At 67.9% G+C, this 20,330-nt stretch carries 26 protein-coding genes; 12 read left to right on the forward strand and 14 right to left on the reverse strand.

All coding sequences use genetic code 11. From position 1 onward, the window contains the following. Positions 1-155: 155 nt before the first annotated feature. From QMA07_RS05400 to QMA07_RS05435, 8 genes are all read right to left on the reverse strand, one after another. On the reverse strand, positions 156-323 hold the full coding sequence (locus QMA07_RS05400; RefSeq protein ID WP_290160471.1) for a hypothetical protein: 168 nt from the start codon (positions 321-323) through the stop codon (positions 156-158). Between the two features lie 42 nt (positions 324-365). Beyond that, on the reverse strand, positions 366-527 hold the full coding sequence (locus QMA07_RS05405) for a hypothetical protein (protein ID WP_290160472.1): 162 nt from the start codon (positions 525-527) through the stop codon (positions 366-368). Next, the gene (locus QMA07_RS05410) at positions 514-822 is read right to left on the reverse strand and encodes a hypothetical protein (RefSeq protein WP_290160473.1); all 309 of its coding nucleotides are present in this window, start codon (positions 820-822) and stop codon (positions 514-516) included. Before QMA07_RS05410 ends, QMA07_RS05405 begins: the two co-directional genes overlap by 14 nt. A gap of 156 nt (positions 823-978) precedes the next feature. Then, complete coding sequence (locus QMA07_RS05415; RefSeq protein WP_290160474.1) at positions 979-1,281, reverse strand: hypothetical protein; 303 nt, start codon at positions 1,279-1,281, stop codon at positions 979-981. Between the two features lie 535 nt (positions 1,282-1,816). Then, positions 1,817-2,236 (reverse strand): hypothetical protein, encoded by a 420-nt coding sequence (locus tag QMA07_RS05420; RefSeq protein WP_290160475.1) that lies wholly within the window; start codon positions 2,234-2,236, stop codon positions 1,817-1,819. Between the two features lie 140 nt (positions 2,237-2,376). Beyond that, positions 2,377-2,607 carry a hypothetical protein gene (locus QMA07_RS05425; protein WP_290160476.1) on the reverse strand — a complete coding sequence of 77 codons (231 nt, stop codon included), beginning with the start codon at positions 2,605-2,607 and terminating at the stop codon, positions 2,377-2,379. Positions 2,608-2,745: 138 nt separating this feature from the next. Beyond that, complete coding sequence (locus tag QMA07_RS05430) at positions 2,746-3,063, reverse strand: hypothetical protein (RefSeq protein WP_290160477.1); 318 nt, start codon at positions 3,061-3,063, stop codon at positions 2,746-2,748. Beyond that, a complete protein-coding gene (locus QMA07_RS05435) occupies positions 3,060-4,529 on the reverse strand; it encodes a recombinase family protein (protein WP_290160478.1) in 1,470 nt (489 codons plus the stop codon). The genes QMA07_RS05430 and QMA07_RS05435 overlap by 4 nt, the downstream gene beginning before the upstream one ends. 145 nt (positions 4,530-4,674) lie before the next feature. Between QMA07_RS05435 and QMA07_RS05440 the strand changes: the two genes are divergently transcribed. The 4 genes from QMA07_RS05440 to QMA07_RS05455 are packed head-to-tail and all read left to right on the forward strand — an operon-like array spanning position 4,675 to position 6,142. Then, positions 4,675-4,887, forward strand: a complete 213-nt coding sequence (locus tag QMA07_RS05440) for a hypothetical protein (RefSeq protein ID WP_290160479.1) — start codon at positions 4,675-4,677, stop codon at positions 4,885-4,887. A 13-nt stretch (positions 4,888-4,900) separates the two neighbouring features. Then, positions 4,901-5,311, forward strand: coding sequence for a TadE/TadG family type IV pilus assembly protein (locus QMA07_RS05445; RefSeq protein WP_290160480.1), 411 nt, complete (start codon positions 4,901-4,903; stop codon positions 5,309-5,311). Then, on the forward strand, positions 5,301-5,735 hold the full coding sequence (locus tag QMA07_RS05450; RefSeq protein WP_290160481.1) for a TadE family protein: 435 nt from the start codon (positions 5,301-5,303) through the stop codon (positions 5,733-5,735). The genes QMA07_RS05445 and QMA07_RS05450 overlap by 11 nt, the downstream gene beginning before the upstream one ends. Continuing rightward, positions 5,732-6,142 carry a hypothetical protein gene (locus QMA07_RS05455; protein WP_290160482.1) on the forward strand — a complete coding sequence of 137 codons (411 nt, stop codon included), beginning with the start codon at positions 5,732-5,734 and terminating at the stop codon, positions 6,140-6,142. Before QMA07_RS05450 ends, QMA07_RS05455 begins: the two co-directional genes overlap by 4 nt. A 24-nt stretch (positions 6,143-6,166) precedes the next feature. Here QMA07_RS05455 and QMA07_RS05460 read toward each other — a convergent pair whose 3' ends face one another. Beyond that, on the reverse strand, positions 6,167-6,721 hold the full coding sequence (locus QMA07_RS05460; RefSeq protein WP_290160483.1) for an NUDIX domain-containing protein: 555 nt from the start codon (positions 6,719-6,721) through the stop codon (positions 6,167-6,169). Further along, positions 6,718-7,950, reverse strand: a complete 1,233-nt coding sequence (locus tag QMA07_RS05465; RefSeq protein ID WP_290160532.1) for an MFS transporter — start codon at positions 7,948-7,950, stop codon at positions 6,718-6,720. The genes QMA07_RS05460 and QMA07_RS05465 overlap by 4 nt, the downstream gene beginning before the upstream one ends. 107 nt (positions 7,951-8,057) lie before the next feature. Here QMA07_RS05465 and prfB point away from each other — a divergent pair, with 107 nt between their 5' ends. After that, the gene (prfB, locus tag QMA07_RS05470; protein ID WP_290160484.1) at positions 8,058-9,167 is read left to right on the forward strand and encodes a peptide chain release factor 2; all 1,110 of its coding nucleotides are present in this window, start codon (positions 8,058-8,060) and stop codon (positions 9,165-9,167) included. Positions 9,168-9,327: 160 nt separating this feature from the next. Here the strand turns inward: prfB and QMA07_RS05475 are convergent, their stop codons facing one another. Continuing rightward, positions 9,328-10,743, reverse strand: a complete 1,416-nt coding sequence (locus tag QMA07_RS05475; protein WP_290160485.1) for a DUF2510 domain-containing protein — start codon at positions 10,741-10,743, stop codon at positions 9,328-9,330. Between the two features lie 138 nt (positions 10,744-10,881). Here QMA07_RS05475 and ftsE point away from each other — a divergent pair, with 138 nt between their 5' ends. The 3 genes from ftsE (at position 10,882) to smpB (ending at position 13,416) form a co-directional block, all read left to right on the forward strand. After that, positions 10,882-11,943, forward strand: coding sequence for a cell division ATP-binding protein FtsE (gene ftsE / locus QMA07_RS05480; protein WP_290160486.1), 1,062 nt, complete (start codon positions 10,882-10,884; stop codon positions 11,941-11,943). Beyond that, positions 11,940-12,854 (forward strand): permease-like cell division protein FtsX, encoded by a 915-nt coding sequence (ftsX, locus tag QMA07_RS05485; protein ID WP_290160487.1) that lies wholly within the window; start codon positions 11,940-11,942, stop codon positions 12,852-12,854. The genes ftsE and ftsX overlap by 4 nt, the downstream gene beginning before the upstream one ends. Before the next feature lie 85 nt (positions 12,855-12,939). Next, the gene (gene smpB, locus QMA07_RS05490; protein ID WP_042536531.1) at positions 12,940-13,416 is read left to right on the forward strand and encodes an SsrA-binding protein SmpB; all 477 of its coding nucleotides are present in this window, start codon (positions 12,940-12,942) and stop codon (positions 13,414-13,416) included. Here smpB and QMA07_RS05495 read toward each other — a convergent pair whose 3' ends face one another. Together QMA07_RS05495 and lexA are read right to left on the reverse strand one after the other, a co-directional pair. Continuing rightward, on the reverse strand, positions 13,417-15,276 hold the full coding sequence (locus tag QMA07_RS05495) for a prolyl oligopeptidase family serine peptidase (protein WP_290160488.1): 1,860 nt from the start codon (positions 15,274-15,276) through the stop codon (positions 13,417-13,419). It abuts the gene before it with no gap. A gap of 107 nt (positions 15,277-15,383) precedes the next feature. Further along, positions 15,384-16,070 carry a transcriptional repressor LexA gene (gene lexA / locus QMA07_RS05500; protein WP_290160489.1) on the reverse strand — a complete coding sequence of 229 codons (687 nt, stop codon included), beginning with the start codon at positions 16,068-16,070 and terminating at the stop codon, positions 15,384-15,386. Positions 16,071-16,351: 281 nt separating this feature from the next. On the opposite strand from lexA, the gene QMA07_RS05505 reads away from it, so the two are divergent. The 4 genes from QMA07_RS05505 (at position 16,352) to hisH (ending at position 19,151) form a co-directional block, all read left to right on the forward strand. After that, positions 16,352-16,714: a LysM peptidoglycan-binding domain-containing protein gene (locus QMA07_RS05505; protein WP_290160490.1), complete on the forward strand. Its 363-nt coding sequence runs from the start codon at positions 16,352-16,354 to the stop codon at positions 16,712-16,714. Between the two features lie 90 nt (positions 16,715-16,804). Further along, entirely contained in the window at positions 16,805-17,899 is a 1,095-nt protein-coding gene (locus tag QMA07_RS05510; RefSeq protein ID WP_290160491.1) for a histidinol-phosphate transaminase, read from the forward strand. Beyond that, entirely contained in the window at positions 17,896-18,513 is a 618-nt protein-coding gene (hisB, locus tag QMA07_RS05515; protein ID WP_290160492.1) for an imidazoleglycerol-phosphate dehydratase HisB, read from the forward strand. Before QMA07_RS05510 ends, hisB begins: the two co-directional genes overlap by 4 nt. Continuing rightward, a complete protein-coding gene (gene hisH, locus QMA07_RS05520) occupies positions 18,510-19,151 on the forward strand; it encodes an imidazole glycerol phosphate synthase subunit HisH (RefSeq protein WP_290160493.1) in 642 nt (213 codons plus the stop codon). The genes hisB and hisH overlap by 4 nt, the downstream gene beginning before the upstream one ends. A gap of 13 nt (positions 19,152-19,164) precedes the next feature. On the opposite strand, the gene QMA07_RS05525 is transcribed toward hisH, so the two are convergent. Beyond that, positions 19,165-20,082, reverse strand: a complete 918-nt coding sequence (locus QMA07_RS05525) for an AAA family ATPase (protein WP_290160494.1) — start codon at positions 20,080-20,082, stop codon at positions 19,165-19,167. Positions 20,083-20,330 lie beyond the last annotated feature (248 nt).

Consider the following 20,330-nt stretch of genomic DNA (forward strand, 5'->3'; position numbering starts at 1 on the left):
CACACACCCAGGGGGCGACTATTCGGACGGCGGGTCTCGGTACTCCCAACGTAACACCATGGTGTGACACGAGCGCAACACGCCCTGGCTGAGTCTCGCGGCTACTGGCGCTGCGCAGCCCCGGACGGTGGTGTCCGGGGCTGCGTGGATAGCGCTCAGCGTGTCTCGAGGGGCTCGCCCGTCATCGCGTCATGGATCGGGACGGGTCCAGTCCGGGCTTCCGCGTAGATGCGTGCGGCGAGCAGAGACTCGAAGCGAAGGCGATGGCCGGGCTCGTCGGTGACGTAGGGGAGGCGGATTGAGGAGGGGGCTGCGGGGCTCATGGCTCCACGGTCTCCTCGATCCGCCCCAGTCGCGCACGCGATCTACCGCCAGTTGCGGGAGTCCCATTGCTCGGCGTGCTCGCGGGGCACGTACCGCCAGTCGGTGGGTTCACCTAGCTCGTCGTCCCACCCGGTCGGCACCCAGACCGTCCCGCGGGGCGGCTTGTGCCCGACGTTCACGAGCGGGTCGTCATCCCTGGTCATCGGACGCCCCTCCGACTTCTGCGAGGGCCGCGTCCGCCTCGAGCGCGAGCAGCCCAGCCCGGACCGTTGCCCGCCAGTCGTCATCGCCCGCCCCGATCGCTGCGAGCGCCCCATAGGCGGTCGCAGCCTCGTGAGCGAGGTGGAGGATCAGGTCGAGGCCGTCACCGCCCTCAGAGATGAACGCCGCGATGTGGGCTCGGGCGGTCTTGTCATCCTGCTCGGCCGCGTCCAAGGTCAGCAGCCCCGCGGTGTAGGCCGCGAGGACCTCCCGGCGGTGCGTGTTACTCGTGGTCATGGTCTGGCTCCTTGGTGTCGTGATCGAGTTCTGCAAGGTCGAACAATGTAGGTTGCTCGGGTTCGGTTCGTCCTTGATGCCGCATTGCGGCCATTGCGGCTTGTGCCGCGTAGAACTGCTGCATGCGTCGGCTGCACTTGCGCTCGCCGCGGGCGGTCACGGTTTGAAGCCCTTCTTCGCAACCGAGCCGAGCCACAACCGTTCGAGGTTCTGCCGCGCAGCTGCGAGGCGCTCCTCGCGCTCCGCACCGGGCGAGTACGCGTCCTCGATCGCTGCGGCAGCTGCTTGTGCGGCGACCTCCCGCAGTTGCGACGGTTCGAACTCGAGCGGGATATGCGAATCCACCCGCTGGCGCACGATCTGATGCATCGCGATCCGGGGGAGCGCGTCGAGGGCGGCGTCCTGCGCGCGCTCCCGCATGCTGCGGACCTGCGATCCGGTGTCCTGTCGATTGGTCATCCTCGGCTCCTCTCGTCGTTGCTGAATTCGCGTGCGCGTCCCGAGGTGGTGACGACTGAGCGAAGCGAAGGAGGAGCCACCGGTGACTGCCTCAGGACTCGACCACCTCGCATGTCACGCGGGAGGTCTGCCGTGGCCTGGGCATGGCTGATGACGAGCCGGTGATGAGGTGGGTGATTCCGCCTCGCGTGTTCCGTTCGAAGAGAATCACTCATCGATACCGGAGCGCAGCGGAGGTGTCGGCCCAGCGGCGAGCGTTCAAGAACCTGACCCGCGCCTAGCTTCATCCGCCCGTAGCCGGAGTGAGGCGGAGCCGAGCGCAGCGGAGTGGCGGATGCGCCCGCCTCTGCAACTCGCGGGCGCGGAGAGGCAGCGGAGCGAAGCGAGGATGCCTTAGTACGGCGCGGTTTCCGCGTCACGCCAGATTCCGCGTGACGCGATTTCCGCGTCACGGGAGATTCCGGGTAACTGGGGTCTGGGAGACTTCCGCGGAATTCGGCGTGACGCGGAAACCGCGGGACGTAGAAATCGACGTTCATGGGAGGCTCTGCCAGGGGACGGGCTTGACTGTCAGGATCCGTGGCTTGCCGTCCTCGCCCCATTCGATGTCGGCGCTTATACCCGGAGCTCGCACACCGGTAAGGGTGGGGCAGTAGGTGAGGCTGTGTCGCTTCTCGCGTCGTGCTCCAGCGCGAGCTTCCATGCGCTGCAGGATCAGTAGCGGGTGCTGCCGGTTCGGTTCGGTGCTGAGCTTCCTGAGCGCCCGCTGCACCGCATCGCTGCTCGCGTCGATGCGCGTTGCAATGCTCTCCTGATCGATCCACGCGAAACCCGCCGGTCCGATGTGCTCGAGCACGGTCGAGAGAACGCGCAGGTCGAACGTCCGCAGTTCGATGCTCGGCTCGCGGACGAGGCGCAGGATGAACGACTCGATAGACTCGCGGGTAAGGCTCACCGTGCATCACCGCCCTCCGAAGTCGAGCGCAGCAATGTCCGCGACGGGTGGTACCGTGGCCGCAGCAATCGGGCGTCCTTGGCTGGGGACCTGGTGCATGAGGGGCCGGGAGCGCGCAGCACCGGCCCCTCCCTCTGCCCTCATCCGGCATCACCCGAACTCGCCCGGAGCCCGAGTCGCGTGCCGATCCGAGCTGCTTGTTCAGGAGTGAGTGTGGGGCCGTCCTCGAGGAGCTGCGCGATGCGTTCCTCGAGGGTCCGGCGCTGGTTGTCGTCTAGTTCGGCCTGCAGTTGGGGCGGGAGTTCGCCGTGCCACCGCGTGTGGATGGCCTTCTGAGCGTTGAGGCGTCGGGTGACAGAGTCGATGGGCATGGGTCACGGCTCCACTGAATGTGGTGAGCGTGACCAGATGCCAGGCTGGTTCGTGATCTACGCGTCCGCTGGCTGAGCCGCATCCGCAAGGGCTGAACTACGAGGCCCAGCATACGCGCGTTGGACGTATGGGGGAACTCAGCGCGGCGCGGTGTCGTCGGGATCCCCGATCGGGGTGGACCACGCTTCAATCATCGCCTCGTGGAGCTCGGGGTTCTGCGTGACGAGACCGTCTCGAGACTGCACATGGTCCGCACGCACCTCATTCCTGTCGCCCACGGCGGAGCGCCTCGCGGCCGACTCCACCACCATGTAGTCCCTCTTGCAGCGCTCGCAGCGAGCACCCATCCATCCCAGCGGGGCGCGTAGCGGCGACAAAGCCAGCGGTATCCCTCCCTCCGCAGAGATGAGCGGATGCCGCTTCTCGCAGCGAGCGATCACGAGTTCACCAGTCATGCTGCGACTCGGCGCTCGACGCGAACCAGCTCGGGGTCGAACTTGCGGCCCGACCCGGACGGCATGATGGTGACCGTTACCAGCATGTCCACGAGCTCGCGCCTCACTTCGACCGGCGCAGCATGCCACCGCTCGGCTACGTCCCCCGCGGCAAGGAATCCTTGCAGCGGGGTCGGGGTTGCGTCCCGTATCCTCCTTGCAAGGCGCTCTCGGTCGCTGCGGAGGCGACCGGTGATGCGCTGCAGCTGCTCCCCGGTGATCGTGTCGTCCGCGAACTGATCCGCGGCGATCGCGAGCTTCGCATCGATGCGCTCGATGTCCGCCCGAGCCTCATCGGCAGCGTCGGCGTCCCCGAGGGCGTGTAGCTGGATTGTCCGAGGGTCTTGCAGCAGAGCGAGCACCATCGTCTCGACCATCGCGTCTACGGGAGCTTGGCGTCGGCGGACTCGGTAGCACTCGACGCAGAAGTATGTGGCGTCCTGCCGTCGCTTCTCACCATTCGCGAGCGTTCGCACGCTTCCCGTCTGTCGACGCATCGTTCCGTCGCAGCGACCGCACTTCGCGACACCGGACAGAAGGTGGCGGAATTCTGCTCCGCCCTTGCTCGAGCGCCGCGCGGGGTCGTCCAGAAGCGCGCACAGGCGCTCCCAGGTCGCGTCATCGAAGATGCGCTCGCCGTTTGTATCCCCGATAATTCGCCCCCGGAACTCTCGCTTTCCCGCGTTCTGAGGGCGGCGAACTGCTTGGCGCAGTGAGGCGGCAGACCACGGCACAACCCGTACCTCTCCACCGCCGGAGCGAGCTGCGACGCGCGCGAGGCGTGCCGACTCAGGAGAAGGCACGCCGCTCTCGTTCAGGGCAGCGGCGATGCGTCGAAGCGACCCACCCGACAGGAGCCCGTTCGCCACCTCGCGGAGAACAGCGGCTTCGTCCGGATTGACCACATCGCGCGCGGCACGCTTTCTGGCCTTGTCAGCCGGAATTCGCACGAATCCGTAGGGGACGCGCCCGTGGGGCTCTCCGCTCTCTGCCTTCTGCTCCAGCCGCCTCCGGAGTCGCCGCGCCATCTGCTCCGACTCATGCCGAGCGACCGACCCCTTGATCCGCGCCGTGAGGCGACCCTGCGGCGTGGCAAGATCCACCTCACCGCCCACCGACGCCAGAGCGAGTCCATGCGAGTCCGCGAAATCGATCACGTCTTCGAGCTCGCGAGGCGTTCGACTCAGCCGGTCTACGTCCCAAACTACAATCGCTTGGACATCTCCGGCCCGCACAGCCTCGGTCATCGCTTGGTACTTCGGGCGCACCTTCGAGCGGTAGGCGCTCGTGTCGTTCTCCTCGAACACCTGGACCACCTCCCAGCCCTTAGCCGCTGCGAGGCGTCGGCAGTCTTGCTCCTGACGCTCCACGCCGAGCTCGTCGCCGTCCTTGTCCTCGCTGATGCGGGTATAGATCGCTGCGCGCATGGATGACCCTTTCCTTACAAGGATATTAGCTGCTGTATAAGCCCGCTCGTGTTCCTGATCCTCCCGCTCTCCGTTCTCTTCGCCATCTACCCGGGCCTCTTCATTCTGCGACTCGGCATCGGCTGAGTGATCACGAAAGGACGACATGAACATTTCTCGACTCGGGAGGACGCGTTTCGCGGACTCCCGCCCGCAGGCTCTCCTCCAGGATCTCATCGACGACGAAACCGGAGACGTCCCCGGATGGGTGCTCGTCACCCTGATGACGGCGGGTCTCGTTGTGCTGATCTGGGCGGTTGCCGGCCCGGCGCTCAGTGCGCTGTTCGAGCAGGCCATTCAGCGTGTCTCGGGGCTCTGAGGCGGCTCACCCGATGTGCGTCGGGCCGTCACGGCGCTCGGTCGCGGACGACCGCGGATCGAGCCCGGTCGAGTTCGTGCTCGTGGGGACGCTGCTCACCCTCCTCACCCTCGGCGTGATGCAACTGGCGCTCGCCGTCTACGTCCGCAACGTCGTGCACGACGCGGCGGTCGACGGCGCCTATCACGCCGCGCTCGCCGACACCACGACAGATCAGGGAGCCGAGCGCGCACGGGAGATCGTCACCCGGGCGATCGGTGAGGCATACGCCGAAGACGTGACGGCGGTTCGGTCGATGGCGCTGGCTCAGCCGACGATCGAGGTGCGCATCCGCACCACGCTTCCCGTGATCGGGCTTCTCGGTGTGCCGTTCGCGTTGGAGGTGCAGGCGCATGCACCGGAGGAGTCGTTCGATGAGCGATGACGACGGCTCAGCGGCGCTCGAGTTCATCGCCGTCGGCGTCATCCTGCTCGTGCCGCTGGTGTACTTGATCATCGCTCTCGGTGCAGTCCAGGAGCAGACGCTGGGCGTCGAGGCCGCCGCACGGCACACGGCACGAGCGATCGCGCTCGCACCGGATGCCGCCGCAGCAGCCGTACGGAGCGAGCGAGTGCTCGCCAGCATCTCCGATCAGTACGGCATCGACGCGGAATCGATCGACGTGTCTGTGACCTGCGTGCCCGCAGAGGGAACATGCCCATCGGCCGGCGCGACCGTGACCGTCACGGTCGCGACGTCGGTGTCCCTGCCCCTCATCCCTGCGGTCTTCGGAATGGACGAGGCCGCGTCCGTCAGGGTCGAGGGATCGGCGGTGCAGAAGATGTCTCGTCTGTGGGGCGGAGGGTGAGGCGGGCGGAGGACGACGGGAGCGTCCTGCTCCTGACTCTCGGTTACGCGATGCTCGCCCTCGCCCTCATCTTCGTGAGCATCTGCGCGACAGACCTCTACATCTCGCAGAAGAGACTCGATGCGATCGCCGACGCGGCAGCGCTCGCCGGGGCGGACGGTTTCACCCTGGCAGTCGACGGCGAGACTGCTCGCGCCGATCTCACCGACCAGGGCGTCAGAGATCAGGCCGAGGAGCTGCTTGCGGCACTCCCTGCGGCAGTGACTCTGGAATCGGCGTCGAGCCCCGACGGCCACTCTTCACGGGTGACCGTCGCGATCATGTGGAGTCCGCCGCTCGTGTCGCTGTTCGTCTCCGACGCGGTGCGGCTGGAGGCGACAGGGACGAGTCGCACGGCGTTGCGCTGACAGTCGTTCGCGAGCTCGTCGGCGTCAGCGCATCAGACGATCGCGCAGCCTGCGCACCCGCTCGTGAAACCCGTCGGGCACCTGTGCCGGCAGTGCCTCGATCGGCCACCAGCGCACGTCCTCCGACTCGTTGCTCACGAAGAGCTCGAGGTCGTCGTCGACGACGACAGCCATCCCGATGTCGAGGTGTGACGCGCAGCGACCGAAGGCGGAAGACAGCCGGTGATGATCGAGGTCGTAGACGAGGGGCTCGACGAGAGCGGGCACGTCGACACCGGTCTCCTCACGCAGCTCGCGCAGAGCGGCCTCTGCGATCGAGGCGTCTTCGGGCTCGAGGTGCCCGCCTGGCTGTACCCAGAACCGTCCCTTGGTGTGGAAGACCAGCAGCGTGCGGGTGTGCGTCTGATCGAAAACGAGTGCGGATGCCGTGGCGTGGTCCGGCCCGTCATCACGAGATACCGGACCATGATCATCGCGGAAGAAGGTCGCGAAGTCCGCGACAGCATCCCGCTCATGATCCGTCGACGACGCTGCTCCGACGACCAGGCGACGCATGTCGGCGCCGAGGGCGGTGGTCATGAGTCCTCCTCTTTGGCGCGCGGCACGAAGCGTGGGATCCAGCGGATGAACCCACCCGCACCGACGAGGCCGATCACTCCCATGGCCGCTGCGGCGATCGGGAGTGAGGCGATCGCGACGATCGCCGAGACCAGCAGGGGAGCGACGGCTCCTCCGGCATCCGTCAGTGTGCGCCACGAACCGAGAAACGCTGCAGGCTCGCTCTTCGGGGCGACGTCGGCGCCCAGCGTCAGCAGAATGCCGCTCGAGAGCCCGTTGCCGACTCCGAGCACTGCGGCGAACATGCCGAACCACAGCACGGCCGCATCCAGATCATGGGTGAACGAGAGAGCGAGGAACCCCGCGCCCATCAGCACCATCGCGGGCATCGCCGCCCAGAGGCGACCGAACCGGTCCATCACCTGGCCGCTCGCATAGAACAGCGCGAAGTCGATCGCACCCGAGATGCCGACGACCAGCGCGATCGTCGAGGCGTCCAGGCCCAGCGACAGCCCCCACAGCGGCAGCACCACCTGCCGGGCCGACCGCACGGCCGACAGGGAGGCGGCGGCGAGCCCCAGCCGCCCGAGCACGCTGCGCTGCTGCCACATGGTGCGGAAGATGCCCGTGCGTGCGGCGGTGGGAATCGAACCGGTCACGGGCTCGCCCGAATCATCCGCAAGCGCGGCGGTCCGCACGGCGGTGGTCGGCGCGATCGTCTTCTCCGGGTCCGGGCCGAGAAGCACGAGCAGCACCATCACGACGAGGCAGCCCAGGAAGAACCAGATCGCCGCCGACTCCGAACCGAACAGCTGCAGCAGACCGGCAGCGACGAAGGGCCCGATGAAGATCCCGAGGCGGAAGCTCCCGCCCAACAGCGACAGCGCGCGGGCACGGAACGCGATCGGCACTCGTGTCGTCATGAAAGCGTGGCGGGCGAGTCCGAAGGCTGCAGCGCAGAAGCCGAGGAGGAAGACGGATGCCGCGAGCACGCCGAGTGTGGGGGCGAAGACCATTCCCACGCCCGCACCGATGGCGATCACCCCGGCGATCACCATCGTGAAGCGCTCGCCTATGCGGCCCACGGCCCAGCCGGCGGGGAGGTTTCCGCAGAGCTGGCCGACCACGAGCGCGGATGCCACGAGCGCGGCGAACGCGATATCAGCGCCCATCCGTGCCGCGATCACGGGGATCAGCGGGATGACAGCGCCTTCGCCTAGTGAGAAGAGGACGGTGGGGAGATACACCATCGGCCCGAACCGCCTCAGGACCGTGGATGCGTTGCTCACTCGTTTCACGCTACTCCCGTTCGAAGCCGTACCCGCCCGCGCAGGCGGCACGTTAGGCTGGACGCGACATGCTCGAACTCGATCTCTCCGCCGACATCCAGGCCCTGCGACTCACCTACGGTGACATCCGCGAGGTCATCGATGTCGAGACCCTCCGCTCCGACATCGCGCGCCTCAGTGAGGAAGCCGGCGTGCCGGACCTCTGGGACGACCCCGAACGCGCACAGAAGGTCACCAGCGCGCTGAGCCACCGGCAGTCCGCGCTCGCCAGGGTCGAAGGCATCGGCCGTCGGCTCGACGACCTCGAGGTTCTGGTGGGCCTCGCGAACGAGATGGGCGACGAGGAGTCCGCCGTCGAGGCACGTGCCGAGCTCACCGCTCTCACCGAGATCATCAACCAGCTCGAGGTCCAGACGCTCATGGACGGCGAGTACGACGAGCGTTCAGCCATCATCACCATCCGCTCAGGCGCCGGCGGCGATGACGCCACCGACTTCGCCGAGATGCTCATGCGCATGTATCTGCGCTGGGCCGAGCGCCACAAATACCCCGTCAAGGTGCTCGACACCTCGTACGCCGAGGGCGCCGGCATCAAGTCGGCCACGTTCGAGATCGATGCGCCCTATGCGTTCGGCACGGTGTCGGTCGAGGCCGGAACGCACCGCCTCGCGCGCATCAGCCCGTTCGGCTCTGCCGACAAGCGCCAGACGTCGTTCGCCGCGGTCGAGGTCATTCCTCTGATGGAGGAGGCGACCGAGGTCGAGATTCCCGAGAGTGACATCCGCGTCGATGTCTTCCGCTCGTCGGGCCCCGGTGGACAGTCGGTCAACACGACCGACTCCGCCGTGCGGCTGACCCACCTCCCGACCGGCATCGTCGTGTCGATGCAGAACGAGAAGTCGCAGATCCAGAACCGCGCGGCGGCCATGCGCGTGCTGCAGACCCGGCTCCTGCTCCTCCAGAAGGAGGAGGAGGCCGCGAAGAAGAAGGAACTCGCCGGCAACATCACGGCGAGCTGGGGCGATCAGATGCGCTCGTACTTCCTCTACGGTCAGCAGCTCGTGAAGGATCTCCGCACCGGACACGAGTCGGGCAACCCTGCCGCCGTCTTCGATGGCGATCTCGACGGGTTCATCTCGGCCGGTATCCGCTGGCGCAAGCGCAAAGACGAGGACTGAGCGAACCCTCCGTTCTCGGCGGGCAGCTCCGTCGAGGGCGCCCGTGACCTCGGCGTGGCGGATCACTGCGTCCACGCCGAACCGTTCCGCCACCGCTGATCGTCGTGCCGGCCGCCCGGCCGGCACGACGCTCGTCATGATCGTCTTCGCGCTGCCGGTCTCAGCCGGCTGAGGGCACGACGGTGATGCGGGTGACCTCCTGCAGGAGCTCGTCGGTGAAGATCACGTCGTAGGACTCGCTCTGCGCGACGTCGAAGGTGATCTTTCCGTCGACCGTGTCGCCGGGCTCGAGTTCTTCAGCGACGATCCCGTCGACGTAGTAGTCGTAGGTCCCTTCGACGCCTTCAGCGGTCTCGATGCCGAAGTTGAACGCGCTCAGGTAGCTCGTGCCCGAGACGCCGGTGAAGGTGACGTCGAGGATCACATAGCCGCCGTTCGTCGACGGGATGCTCGAGCCGTCGCTCGTCGCCCACGTGGCCGAGTGGATCGTCACCTCGCTGGTGGCGGTCATCTGGGTGATCGGCACGGGGGAACCCAGCTCGCCCTCGACGACCTCGGGCGTGCCCGTGCCGTCGCCTTCGGTGCCGGTGCCTTCGTCTTCGCTTCCGGTGCCGGTGTCCGAATCGCTCGACGGGGGTGCCGTCGGCAGATCGCGGACGGCTTCGGACACCGTCGCGAAGACGATGACGAAGAACATGACGACGGCGATGATCGCGCCGACGACCGAGAGGATGAGGCCCGAGATTCCCGGCCACTTCTTGCCCTTGAGGAACAGCGAGATGAGCGAGACGATGAAGCCCACGCCGAGCAGCAGCCAGCCGAGCCAGAAGATCACGGGGATGCAGGACAGGATCGTGCCGAGCGCCGCGAGCCCGAGTCCGACGAGACCGAGGATCGATGGGCCCGACGGTGCTGCGGGAGCCGTCGCTCCGTACGCGGCCGGGTAGCCCGTGGGGGCACCGTACTGCTGACCTGCGGGCGCGTAGGCGGCGTTGCCCGGGTAGCTCGGCGCCGCCGCCCCCGGATACCCGGGTGCCGCGGCGTATTCCTGGGACTGCGCGGGAGCCGCAGCACCGGGATAGGAGGGCACGCCCCCGGCATACGGCGGCACGGTGCCGTCGGACGGCGTCGCGCCTCCCGGAGCGGTGAATTCAGGTTCCGGCGCGTTGCCGGGCGCTTCCACGGGAGTCTCCGAGGCCGACCAGGAGGATTCAGGCTGATGATCTGCGACCGCGTCGGCAGGCGCCTCGACCGGGGCCTGTGCGGCGGCATCCGAGTCGGACGGCGCAGGGGCGTTCCATGACTGGCTCTCGACGGCAGCGACCGACTCGATCGACGCGGCGGTCTCGGCGTCGGCCGCGGACTCCGGGAACGCGGAGGACGCGGCGTGATCTGCGCTCTCCGCAGACTCGGAACCGGTGCTCGTAGCGTGGTCTCCGGCAGAACCGCCGGTGTGCTCGGCTGCCGCGGGCTCCGCAGACTCGACGATGGGCGCGAAGTGCTCGGTCCACTGGGTGCCGTCCCACCAGCGCTGGCGTCCGGATCCGTCGTCGTACCAGCCTGCAGGCGTCGTCATGGTTCCCCCTCGGAGTATCGTCCACGCGGTGGCATGGATCGGCACCTCCATGTATAGCAGTGCCGTGTGACACTCAGGGGGGCTGGGCGGGGTGTCGCTCGCGAGCAGATCACCGGGCGCGCTTAGGCTCGAACCGCCATGATTCGGTTCGAGAACGTCACAAAACGCTATCGCGGGACCTCACGGCCCGCTCTGTCCGATGTCGACTTCGAAGTGCAGCGCGGGGAGTTCGTCTTCCTCGTGGGTGCTTCGGGGTCGGGCAAGTCCTCCTGTCTGCGGCTCATCCTCCGCGAAGACGTGCCGACGACCGGACGTGTCGCCGTGCTGGGGCGTGATCTGCGCTCGCTCGCCAACCGCAAGGTGCCCTATTTCCGGCGCCACATCGGATCCGTGTTCCAGGACTTCCGGCTGCTCCCCTCGAAGACCGTCTACCAGAACGTCGCCTTCACTCTGCAGGTGACGGGCTCATCACGCGGCTTCATCCAGCAGGCCGTCCCCGAGGCGCTCGCGCTGGTCGGGCTCGACGGCAAGCAGAAGCGCATGCCGCACGAGCTCTCCGGCGGAGAGCAGCAGCGCGTCGCGATCGCTCGGGCTCTCGTCAACCGCCCACAGGTGCTGCTCGCAGACGAGCCGACCGGAAACCTCGACCCCGCGACGTCGGTCGACATCATGCAGCTTCTCGCGAGGATCAACGCGGGCGGTACGACCGTGCTCATGGCGACTCACGAGGCCGGCTTCGTCGATCAGATGCAGCGCAGGGTGATCGAGCTCCGCGACGGCGTGATGGTGCGCGACGAGGTGCACGGCGGCTACGGCGACACGTCGAACATCCCTCGCCTGGTGCCGGAGGAGGTGCGCGGTGCCGCAGCCGCGGCCGCCCTCACCGCGGTGCAGGAGGTGCAGCGCCAGACCGCCGACCTCTCGCTCGTTCGCGCGGCGCTCGCGGAGGAGCTCACCGCTCAGCGCAAGGCTGCCGGAGCATCCGCGGATGCCGTGCCGACCGCTTCCGAGACACCGGAGGCGCAGGCTGCGCCGATCGAGCCACCCGTGCTCGATGAGCCGTCGGTGAACGCCCAGGCCGTGGCCGCGCCTCGGACGCATCCCATCGTGATGCCACAGGTCGACGTCGCGGAGCTCGGCGTGGCCGATCGCCTCGGCTTGTCCGATGACGGCTCCGAAGAAGTGGGGCCCACGTCATGAGAATCGGACTCATCCTCACCGAGGCCCTCGGGGGTCTTCGACGCAACATCTCGATGGTCATCTCGGTCGTGCTCGTCACCTTCGTGTCGCTGACGTTCGTCGGTGCCGCTATCCTCATGCAGGCGCAGATCGGCACCATGCGCGGCTATTGGACCGAGCGGGCGCAGGTCGCCGTGTACATGTGCTCCGACATCTCGGAGCAGGACACCTGCGTGGACGGGGGCGCGTCGGAGGAGCAGGTGAACGCCGTGCGGGCCCAGCTCGAGGGCGAGGGACTCGCTCCTCTGATCAGCGAGGTCACCTTCGACTCCAAGGAAGACACCTACGCCAAGCTCGTCGAACAGCTCGGCGAGGACCAGGCGAGCGTGATCACCCCCGAGCAGGCGTTCGAGGTCTTCTTCGTCACGATGAAGGACCCTGGCCAGTCGCAGGTGATCTCCGAGGCGTTCAACGGCGTCGCGGGCGTCGAGCAGGTGCAGGACCAGCTGCAGTACCTCGAGCCGCTCTTCTCTGCGTTGACGGTCGCGACGTACATCGCGGTGGGCATCGCCACCCTGATGCTGATCGCCGCGATTCTGCTGATCGGCACGACCATCAGGCTCTCCGCCTATGCCAGGCGCAAGGAGATCGGGATCATGCGTCTGGTGGGCGCTTCCAACCGCTTCATCCAGACGCCGTTCGTGCTGGAGGGCGTGTTCGCGGCCTTCCTCGGCTCGGCGCTCGCGAGTGCGGCGGTCGTCGCCGGAGTGCATTTCGGTGTCGACGGATACCTGCGAGGGCGCGTGCCGTTCATCACGACGTGGGTGACGATGCAGGATGCCGTCGTCGTCGTTCCGGTGCTGATCGGCATCGGCGTCGTGCTGGCCGCGCTCTCGGCGGGCTTCGCGATCCGGCGCTGGCTTCGCACCTGACCGGCTCGCCGGTATAGACTGACAGGCTGTCGTGCGCCCGACCAGGGCTCTGGAACCACTGCGCGACGCGGATCAGGAGAGAATCATGCCCAGGGAACGCGGGGAGAAGGTCATCGCGACCAATCGTCGCGCACGTCACGACTACAACATCGAGAAGTCGTACGAGGCGGGGATGGTGCTCACCGGCACCGAGGTCAAATCGCTGCGCCAGGGGCGCGCGAACCTGAGCGACGGATATGCGTTCGTCAAGGGGAACGAGGTCTTCCTCGATTCCGTGCATATTCCGGAGTACTCGCAGGGGCACTGGACCAACCATTCCGCGAAGCGCGTCCGCAAGCTGCTGCTGCACCGCGAGGAGATCGCGAAGCTGCAGCATGCCGTCTCCGCGGGTGGGTACACGCTGATCCCGCTGAAGCTGTACTTCTCCGACGGTCGCGCCAAGGTCGAGATCGCCCTCGCGAAGGGCAAGAAGGAATACGACAAGCGTCAGACCCTGCGCGAGCGTCAGGACACCCGCGAGGCCGACCGCGCCATGCGCCTGCGCAATCGCGTCGGAGAGTGATCAGCGCGCGGGCGTGAAGCCGAACACACGTCCGAGAAAAGCGAGCTCTCTCTCGACAGCGTCGACGATGGTCTCGCTCGCACGGAAGCCGTGGCCCTCACCGGCGTAGAGCACGTACTCGTGATCGACGCCTCGCTGCGCCAGCGCGTCTCGGATCGCCTCGGACTGCGACGGCGGCACCACACGATCCTCCGCGCCCTGCATGAGCAGCACCGGCACGTCGATTCGATCGACGTGGGTGAGGGGCGAGCGGTCGATGTAGACGGACTCCGCCTCGGGCAGCGGCCCGACCAGTCCCTCGATGTAGTGCGCTTCGAAGTCGTGCGAGTGCTCGCTCAGCATCCGCAGGTCGGCCACGCCGTATCTGCTGATGCCCGCGGCGAACGTGCCGCCTCGCACCAGGGACGAGAGCACCGTCCAGCCGCCCGCCGAGCCTCCGCGGATCGCGATGCGGTCGGGATCGGCGAGTCCGGTGTCGGCGAGGCCGCGCGCCGCGGCGATGACATCGTCGACGTCGACCACACCCCATCCGCCATCGAGCCGTTCTCGATACGCACGTCCGTAGCCCGTCGATCCGCCGTAGTTGACGTCGAGCACGCCGATGCCCCGGCTCGTCCAGAAGGCGATGGCCGCGGACGCGGCGCCCGTGACGTGAGCGGTCGGGCCGCCGTGCACGAGCACGATGTACGGAGGGAGCTCGTCGTCTGCTGCCGACACGGACGGATTCAACGGCTCGTAGACGAAGGCATGGACGGGGCCGTGTGCGCCGTCGACCAGGATCTCGGATGCTGCGGGCATCCACAGGGGATCCACCGGCGTCGCACCCGCGATCACCTCGACGTCGCCGGAGTCGACGTCGACGCACCAGACGCCGGGGGCTGTCGACGAGCTGTTGCCGGATAGCAGCACGCGGGAGCCCGCGACATCGTCGACGCTGACATGGCCGTCGGCGGGGACGCGGATGAGGCGGGGGCTGCCGTCCCGCTCCATGACGACCACCTCGTCGCGTCCGTTCGTGCGCACAGCCACGATGCGACCGTCGGCGAGCGGTCGGTACCAGCGGTTGCCGAGCACCCAGAGCCCGTATCCGGTGTCGGCGTCCACGTGGTCGATCCGCTCGGCGGGGCTGAGCGCTCGCAGCCCGTCCAGGCGCTGGCGGTGCAGCGCCCAGCGTCCCGATGGGTCATCGGAGTACAAGATCTCGTCGTCGTGGGTCCACTCCGGCTGGAGGGCCGCCCGTGTGGGCATCTCGGTGTATCGGGTGCCGTCAGAGAGCACCAGACAAGCGTGCTGCCACGGCATCTGTGCGCCGGACCACTCGACCCATGCGATGCGGGTCCCGTCCGGAGAGAGCGCGGGATGCGCGTAGAACGACTCGCCCTGCACGACGACCGTCAACAGTGCCGGCTCATCGGCGGCTGATCCGTCGGTCGGGATCTCGATGATCCCGCGTTGGTGAGGATCGACCGAGAGGTCCTCCCGGACGGCGAACAGGCGACCGTTCTGCAGGCGCAGGCCGCCGTGCGCCGGCCCTGCGGGGGTGAGGGGCACCGGGTCGCCCCCGCGCCGCATCCGATGCACGCGCTGATCTCCGGCATCGACGAAGAACAGCGTGCCCTCGGCGTCCGCCGTCCACGCCCCGCCGCCGTACTCGTGCACCCGCGATCGAGCGCTCCAGGGGGCGGGGAGGATCTCGGCCCCGCTGGAGCTGCGCACGGTCAGGCGCCCGCCCTCGGAAGGCACCGACTCGCCCCACCAGATGTCACCGCCGACGAAGGCGGCGCCGTCGATCCTCGGAGACGACGCGGCGATCCGGTCGGGAGTGAACGGGGAGGGCCAGGTACCGAACGGCGACGACATGGTTCGAGCCTATGGTGCAGCGGAGCGCAGCGGTGCGCGAGGGTGGTCGAAGGGGAGGACCTCAGGGACTCCGCGAGCGCGTGGCTCACGAGCTCCGCGCGGCGGCGTCAGACGGAGCGCAGCACCGCGACGATCTTCCCCAGAACGACCGCCTCGTCGCCGAGGATCGGTTCGAACGCGGAGTTACGGGGGAGCAGCCAAGTGTGGCCGTCGCGTCGCCGGAGCACCTTGACCGTAGCCTCGCCGTCGAGCATCGCGGCGACGATCTCGCCGTTCTCGGCGCTGCTCTGGGAGCGGACGACGACCCAGTCGCCGTCGCAGATCGCGGCGTCGATCATGGACTCGCCCGACACCTTGAGCATGAACAGGTCGCCCTTGCCGACGAGCTGACGGGGGAGCGGGAAGATCTCCTCGACCTGCTGGTCGGCCGTGATCGGAACGCCGGCGGCGATGCGCCCTACGAGCGGAACCAGCGCGGCGTCTCCGACGGGAGTCGCGACATCGGCGGGATTCTCGCCGCTCGCGCCCGGCAGGTCGATGAGCACTTCCATCGCGCGGGTCTTGCCCGGATCGCGGCGCAGGTAGCCGCTGAGCTCGAGCTGGCCCAGCTGGTGGGTCACGCTGGACAGCGACTTGAGTCCGACGGCGTCGCCGATCTCGCGCATGCTCGGCGGGTAGCCGTACTGACTGATCGACGTCTGGATGACTTCGAGGATCGCCATCTGCTTGGGGCTCAGGCTCTTCCGGCGACGAGTGCGCGGGGCATCGGCCTCGGGGGCGGAGTTGTCGCTCATGGTGCTCCTCAGGTGTGCGTTCCGGCGTCTCAGTTCGAATGTCGGAGGCCCGTGGTGGGGTGTTCCTATCGAAACCGTATCCGAGAAACGCGTCGATGTGGAAGATCTGTTCGAGCGTGTCGGCCGATTCTCGCACTTCTGTTTCGAAGAACGCTTGACAGATGTTCGAATTCGAAGATAACTTCGGTACGTAGCTTCGCATCCACGGCTCCCGGCCGAGGCGCGGATGCGAACGCTACGCCAACTTCACCGCCCACGCGGTAGATGCAGAGGAGCACGACATGAGCACCATCACCTTCAGCAGCGCAGCAGTCCTTCCGGCTCGTCCGGCGACGCGGCTCCGGCTGACGGTGCGTGGTCGACGCCTCGTGCTCGCGGTCGCGGCGGTGCCCCTCGCGGTCGGGATCGCGTTCGCGGCGCTCAGCGGCGGCAGCGCGATGGCCTCGGGTGAGCAGACCACGACGGCGTCGTTCGCGACCGTCACCGTGATGCCCGGCGACACTCTCTGGTCGATCGCCGAGAGCATCGCACCCGGTGCCGACCCGCGTGACGTGATCGGCGACATCACGCGTCTGAACCTTCTGCGCGGCGGGTCGCTGCAGATCGGTCAGGAACTGGCGATTCCGGCACAGTACTCGGAGTGAGCCCCGGGTGCGCTGGTCGATACAGCCGAGCGGCGGGTTCGTCTTCACACTCCGTCGTCACGGGCACCCGTGAGGCCAACGCGGCCTACCATGGGAAGGGTGACTGCATCACTGGACGACCTTCCGCTTCGTGACGACCTCCGCGGGCTCACGCCCTACGGAGCACCTCAAGCGCCGCTTCCGATAGCGCTGAACGTCAATGAGAACACCCATCCGGTTCCGGATGCCGTGGCCAGTGACATCCTCGACGACATCGCGGTGGCGCTCCGAGATGTCAACCGTTACCCGGATCGAGAGTTCACCGCGCTGCGCGAGGGCTTCGCCGAGTACCTCGGCCACGGCCTGGACGCCACCCAGATCTGGGCGGGCAACGGGTCGAACGAGGTGCTTCAGCACATCCTGCAGGCTTTCGGGGGGCCGGGTCGCACGGCGTTCAGCTTCAGTCCGACCTACTCGATGTACCCGCTGATCTCGCAGGGGACCGGAGCCCGGTGGGTTGCGGGAACGAGGGAGCCCGATTACACGATCACGCCGGACGAAGCGGCGGCGCAGGTCAGGGATGTCGACCCCGATGTCATCCTGCTGTGCTCCCCGAACAATCCGACGGGGACTCCGCTCGGCCTCGACGTCGTCGAGGCGGTCTACGAAGCATCGACAGGAGTCGTGGTCGTAGACGAGGCCTACCAGGAGTTCGCGCCGCGAGACGCGGCGTCCGCCCTCAGCCTGCTCGAAGGACGCCCGCGGCTCGCGGTGTCTCGCACCATGAGCAAGGCGTTCGCGTTCGCCGGTGCGCGCGTCGGCTATCTCGCAGCGGATCCTGCTTTCATCGACGCCCTGCGACTCGTGCGTCTTCCGTACCACCTCAGTGCTCTCACTCAGGCGGCGGCCGTGGCGGCGCTGCGGAACTCCGGTGTGATGCTGGGCATGGTCGACGAGATCGTGGAGCAGCGCGAGCGCATCTCCGCGACGCTCGAGGCCCTCGGCTACACGCCTCACGAATCCTGGTCGAACTTCGTGCTGTTCGGCGGGGTCTCAGAGCCGGGCGAGGTCTGGAGACAGCTCTACGCTCAGGGCGTCCTCATCCGTGACGTCGGGATCCCCGGCCACCTGCGTGTCACTGCGGGTACCGAGGTGGAGACCACCGCATTCCTCGATGCTCTCGCCTCGATAGGATCGGCTTCATGAGCACCCCCGCCCAGACCCCGCGCACCGCGACGCGTGTGCGCAGCACGTCCGAGTCCACCGTCGAGCTCGAGCTGAACCTCGACGGCAGCGGTGCGAGCCGAATCGACACGTCGGTCCCGTTCTTCGATCACATGCTGACGGCCTTCGCCAAGCACTCGCTCACCGACCTCACGGTGCGCGCCTCCGGTGACACGCAGATCGACGCACACCACACGGTCGAGGACATCTCGATCGTCCTCGGTCAGGCCATCCGCGAGGCGCTGGGCGACAAGTCGGGGATCTCCCGCTACGGTGATGCGCTCGTGCCGCTCGATGAGGCGCTCGCCCAGGCGGTCGTCGACATCTCAGGTCGCCCGTACCTCGTTCACACGGGGGAGCCTGTCGGCTTCGAGCACCACCTCATCGGAGGCCACTTCACGGGGTCGCTCGTGCGGCACTCCTTCGAGGCGATCACCTTCAACGCCGGCCTGACGGTGCACGTGCGCGTGCTCGGAGGGCGCGACCCGCATCACATCGCCGAAGCCGAGTACAAGGCGTTCGCTCGGGCGTTCCGTCAGGCCAAAGCGCTCGACCCGCTGGTCGACGGCATCCCCTCGACGAAGGGTGCGCTGTGAGCTCGGCCCCCAGAGTCGCCGTCTTCGACTACGAGTCGGGCAACGTCCACTCAGCGGTGAAGGCCCTCGTCGCAGCGGGCGCCGACGCGGTTCTCACTCGCGATCGCAAGGAGGCGCTCGAGGCAGACGGTCTGGTGGTACCCGGTGTCGGTGCCTTCCAGGCCGTGCGAGACGCGCTCCACGCTCACGGCGGCGACGAGATCATCGATCGTCGTCTCGCCGGCGGACGCCCCGTGCTCGGCATCTGTGTCGGCATGCAGGTTCTCTTCGCGCACGGCGTCGAACGCGGCCACGATTCCGAGGGGCTCGGCGAGTGGCCGGGAGCGGTCACCGAACTCAACGCGCCCGTGCTGCCGCACATGGGGTGGAACACGGTCGAGCCGGGCCCCGACTCCGTGCTGTTCAAAGGCATCGAGAACGAGCGTTTCTACTTCGTGCATTCCTACGCCGCACAGTCGTGGGAGCTCGATGTCATTCCGCCGTTCCCGCAGCCGGTGCTCACGTGGTCGACGTACGGAGATCCGTTCCTCGCCGCCGTCGAGAACGGGCCGCTCTCAGCGACACAGTTCCACCCGGAGAAATCGGGCGAGGCCGGGATCCAGCTGCTCCGCAACTGGGTAGACAGCCTGCGAGCCTGAGCCCCGCGGGTTCTCAGAAGCCCCGTGCGACGGCTGCCGCGGCCGACAGCCAGGATCGCTGGGTCGGCGCTGCGAGTGCGCGAAGACGAAGGTGGCCGTCGACCATCTCGCGGTCGAAGGGGATGCCGACGACCTCCCGCGCGAGGGGCTGGTAGCCCGCGATCACGTCTGTCACCTCGGCGGGCGACGCCTTCGGATCCGCCTGGCTGACGATGACGACCGACTCTCGCGCGAGGCGGGCTGAGCGCTCGTCGCGGTCCTCGAGAGCCTCGAGCAGCAGAGCCCCCGCTTCGGCATGGTCGTCTCGCGTCGTCGTCGCGACGACGATCTGGTCGGCGAGGTCGATCATCCGCAGCCACATGGGATCGGACTCGTCGTTGCCGGAGTCGATGATGATCAGGCGATAGAACTTGGCCGCGATCGCGTGGATGGAGTCGACGTCGGCGGGCCGGAGTCGGTTCTCGTGCGCGAGGCGGACCGGCTTCGACCGCAGGACGTCGTACTTCTCCTGCGGCTGGTGATGCACGAAGTGGGCGAGGTCCGCAGACTGCCCCTGGGCTCCCAGCAGGCGTTGAGTCTGCGGAAGCAGCTCGAGCAGCGTGCGGTCATGCGCTCCCGTCTCGGTCCGCCATCCGAGCGTGCCGCGCGTCTGGTTGTTGTCCCAGGCCAGAACCCCGGCCCCGCCGTACTGCGCGAAGACCGCTGACAGCAGCACGGTGGCTGGCGTCTTGCCCGCTCCGCCCTTGCCGTTGACGACCGCGACGGTGCGCGGCCCAGGCCAATGACGGCTCACCGCGTGCTCGTCGTCACGGACCGCTCGTTCGCGTGCGTTGGGTCCGAGGGAGAACCCGACGCGGTTGAGCAGTCCACGCCCGCCCTGACGTGCGGGCTCTTCGCGCCGCTCCTCCTGCAGGAACGAGCGGCGCCCCACGCCCTGTTCACGCTGCTGGCGACGCGATGATGCCGAAGACGCGGACTCGGCGGCGGCCGCGTTCGGGGCCGCCGGACCAGCACTGGTCGGTTGCGGCAGCGGTGGCGCGGGCGGTACGCCGGGGGCCTGGGGCTGCGGCACGGCGTTCGTCGGCGCAGGTGTCGGCGTCGGCGGGGTGCTCGGGGCCGGCGTCGCAGTCTGCGCCGCGGGATGATCCTCAGCGCGGCGAGCGACGGGGCGCTGCGGCT

The organism is Microbacterium sp. APC 3901, assembly GCF_030407765.1.
Taxonomy (GTDB): Bacteria; Actinomycetota; Actinomycetes; order Actinomycetales; family Microbacteriaceae; genus Microbacterium.

Coding starts and splice junctions, on each gene's coding strand:
- QMA07_RS05410 (WP_290160473.1), bottom strand. CDS start 822: ATGACCACGAGTAACACGCACCGCCGGGAGGTCCTCGCGGCCTACACC.
- QMA07_RS05405 (WP_290160472.1), bottom strand. CDS start 527: ATGACCAGGGATGACGACCCGCTCGTGAACGTCGGGCACAAGCCGCCC.
- ftsE (WP_290160486.1), top strand. CDS start 10,882: ATGATTCGGTTCGAGAACGTCACAAAACGCTATCGCGGGACCTCACGG.
- QMA07_RS05475 (WP_290160485.1), bottom strand. CDS start 10,743: ATGACGACGCCTGCAGGCTGGTACGACGACGGATCCGGACGCCAGCGC.
- QMA07_RS05445 (WP_290160480.1), top strand. CDS start 4,901: ATGTGCGTCGGGCCGTCACGGCGCTCGGTCGCGGACGACCGCGGATCG.
- QMA07_RS05505 (WP_290160490.1), top strand. CDS start 16,352: ATGAGCACCATCACCTTCAGCAGCGCAGCAGTCCTTCCGGCTCGTCCG.
- QMA07_RS05465 (WP_290160532.1), bottom strand. CDS start 7,950: ATGGTGTATCTCCCCACCGTCCTCTTCTCACTAGGCGAAGGCGCTGTC.
- QMA07_RS05495 (WP_290160488.1), bottom strand. CDS start 15,276: ATGTCGTCGCCGTTCGGTACCTGGCCCTCCCCGTTCACTCCCGACCGG.
- QMA07_RS05510 (WP_290160491.1), top strand. CDS start 16,805: ATGGGAAGGGTGACTGCATCACTGGACGACCTTCCGCTTCGTGACGAC.
- QMA07_RS05430 (WP_290160477.1), bottom strand. CDS start 3,063: ATGACTGGTGAACTCGTGATCGCTCGCTGCGAGAAGCGGCATCCGCTC.
- QMA07_RS05460 (WP_290160483.1), bottom strand. CDS start 6,721: ATGACCACCGCCCTCGGCGCCGACATGCGTCGCCTGGTCGTCGGAGCA.
- QMA07_RS05400 (WP_290160471.1), bottom strand. CDS start 323: ATGAGCCCCGCAGCCCCCTCCTCAATCCGCCTCCCCTACGTCACCGAC.
- lexA (WP_290160489.1), bottom strand. CDS start 16,070: ATGAGCGACAACTCCGCCCCCGAGGCCGATGCCCCGCGCACTCGTCGC.
- QMA07_RS05425 (WP_290160476.1), bottom strand. CDS start 2,607: ATGCCCATCGACTCTGTCACCCGACGCCTCAACGCTCAGAAGGCCATC.
- smpB (WP_042536531.1), top strand. CDS start 12,940: ATGCCCAGGGAACGCGGGGAGAAGGTCATCGCGACCAATCGTCGCGCA.
- ftsX (WP_290160487.1), top strand. CDS start 11,940: ATGAGAATCGGACTCATCCTCACCGAGGCCCTCGGGGGTCTTCGACGC.
- QMA07_RS05435 (WP_290160478.1), bottom strand. CDS start 4,529: ATGCGCGCAGCGATCTATACCCGCATCAGCGAGGACAAGGACGGCGAC.
- prfB (WP_290160484.1), top strand. CDS start 8,058: ATGCTCGAACTCGATCTCTCCGCCGACATCCAGGCCCTGCGACTCACC.
- QMA07_RS05450 (WP_290160481.1), top strand. CDS start 5,301: ATGAGCGATGACGACGGCTCAGCGGCGCTCGAGTTCATCGCCGTCGGC.
- QMA07_RS05415 (WP_290160474.1), bottom strand. CDS start 1,281: ATGACCAATCGACAGGACACCGGATCGCAGGTCCGCAGCATGCGGGAG.
- QMA07_RS05440 (WP_290160479.1), top strand. CDS start 4,675: ATGAACATTTCTCGACTCGGGAGGACGCGTTTCGCGGACTCCCGCCCG.
- hisB (WP_290160492.1), top strand. CDS start 17,896: ATGAGCACCCCCGCCCAGACCCCGCGCACCGCGACGCGTGTGCGCAGC.